This window comes from Actinosynnema sp. (assembly GCF_052038725.1).
The window spans coordinates 1-1,903 of the sequence record NZ_JBQGCX010000648.1 but is presented as its reverse complement, the minus strand read 5'-3'; the positions used below and the strand labels follow the sequence as shown (position 1 = coordinate 1,903).

Annotated in this window: 1 protein-coding gene; it reads left to right on the top strand. The window is 68.9% G+C overall.

Features of this window, described 5'->3' with window-relative positions; all coding sequences use genetic code 11:
• Window positions 1–269 precede the first annotated feature (269 nt).
• Window positions 270–1,903, top strand: a 1,634-nt coding sequence (locus tag ACTUAL_RS13675; protein ID WP_440900500.1) for a transglycosylase domain-containing protein, incomplete at its 3' end; no start/stop codon positions are given.

The window sequence follows — 1,903 nt, the reverse complement described above, 5'->3', positions numbered from 1 at the left end:
CCCCGCCGGTCCGCGCCGCCTGCCGTCCCGCCCTCTCGTCCCGCGCCGCCGCCCAGCGCCGCCGTCCCGCACTGTCGCGTGCCTCACCACGGCCTCGCCTGCCTGGCGTTTCACCTCGTCCACAACCGGGCAGGAGTAACTTGCGGGTCAGGTCGCGCACGATCAACCCGGAATTTCCTCGCCGCTCCAGGCAACCGGGTTCGGGTCCCGCGCGACTTATCTGTGGAGGGGCGTCTTTCCCCGCGGGTCTGGAAGGGGTTGCTGGTTCAGTGTTCGCCGCACGTGCGACAGGTCTGCTCAAGATGGTGGGGTTGTGCCTCACGGCGGGGGTTCTCGTCGCCGCCGTGCTCTTCCCCGTCGTCGGTGGTCTGGGGTTGGCCTCCAACCGCGCCGCCGACACCGTCGACCAGACCTCTGGCGAGCTGACCAAGGCCGAGCTGCCTCTGGTCACCACCATCCAGGACAAGGATGGGCAGCCCATCGCCTACCTGTACGACCAGTACCGCATCCCGGTGGCGTTCGAGGACATCGCCGACACGATGAAGGCCGCGATCATCGCGATCGAGGACCGCAGGTTCTTCGAGCACCAGGGCGTCGACTGGCAGGGCATCATGCGCGCCGCCGCCAAGGCGGGCGTCGAGGGTGAGACCTCCCAGGGCGCGTCCACGCTCACCCAGCAGTACGTGAAGAACTACCTCGCGTTCGTGGTGGGCAAGGGCTCCGATGAGGCGTACGAGAAGGCGACGGCTGCCACGATGGCGCGCAAGCTGAGCGAAGCGCGCATCGCCATGCAGCTCGAGCAGAAGATGACGAAGGAGGAGATCCTCACCGCATACCTGAACGTCGTGCCGTTCGGCAACGGCACCTACGGCGTCGGCGCCGCGGCGCAGACGTACTTCAACACCACGGCCGACAAGCTGACCGTCCCGCAGGCAGCCCTGCTGGCGGGCCTGGTCAACCGGCCGAGCGCGCTGAACCCGGAGGCCGGCGCGGACGCCGCCATGGAGCGGCGCAACACGGTCATCGACTACATGCGCAACAACGGCGCGTTCGGCGAGGACACCGCGCGGGCCGACCAGCTGACCGAGGAGTACAAGGCCGCGCCCATCGGCGTGGTCGAGGACCTCAAGCTGCTGCCCATGGGGTGCGTCGGCGCGGGCGACGGGCCGATCTACGGCTCGTTCTGCCGCTACCTGATCGACTACCTGCTGGAGCACGGCCTGACCGAGGACGACCTGCGCAGGGGCGGCCTCACCATCAAGTCGACGATGGACGCGAAGGCCACGCAGGCCGTCAAGGAGGCCGCCGAGGGCCAGGTCTCCAAGACCACCCCCGGCGTCGCCAACGCGATGGCCGTGGTGGAGCCGGGCAAGGACAAGCACCGCGTCCGCGCGCTGGCCGCCAACCGCGACTTCGGCAACAACGCCGACGCCGGGCAGAGCGCGTACTCGCTGCCCGCCGAGGTGACCAGGTTCGGCGCGGGCTCGATCTACAAGGTGTTCACCGCCGCCGCGGCGATGGAGCAGGGCAAGACCGGCATCGACCGGCAGGTCCCGGTTCCGAACACCTACACGTCGCGGGTCTACCGGGACGGCAACAAGGGCTACACCGTCAAGAACTACTCCGACGGGGCCGACACCAGCATGACCCTCACCAAGGCGCTGGCCCCCTCGCCCAACACCGGGTTCATCATCCTGGAGGAGCAGGCGGGGCTGAACAACGTCGTGGACATGGCCTACCGGCTGGGTCTGCGCGACGGGATGCAGGGCGTCACCTTGGCGGGCGACCCGCTCAAGGAGGACAAGTCCAACGGTCCGTCGCAGGGTGACGCCGTGAAGCAGGGCAACATGGGGTCGTTCACCCTCGGCGCGGGTCCGACGAGCGTGCTGGAGCTGGCGAACGT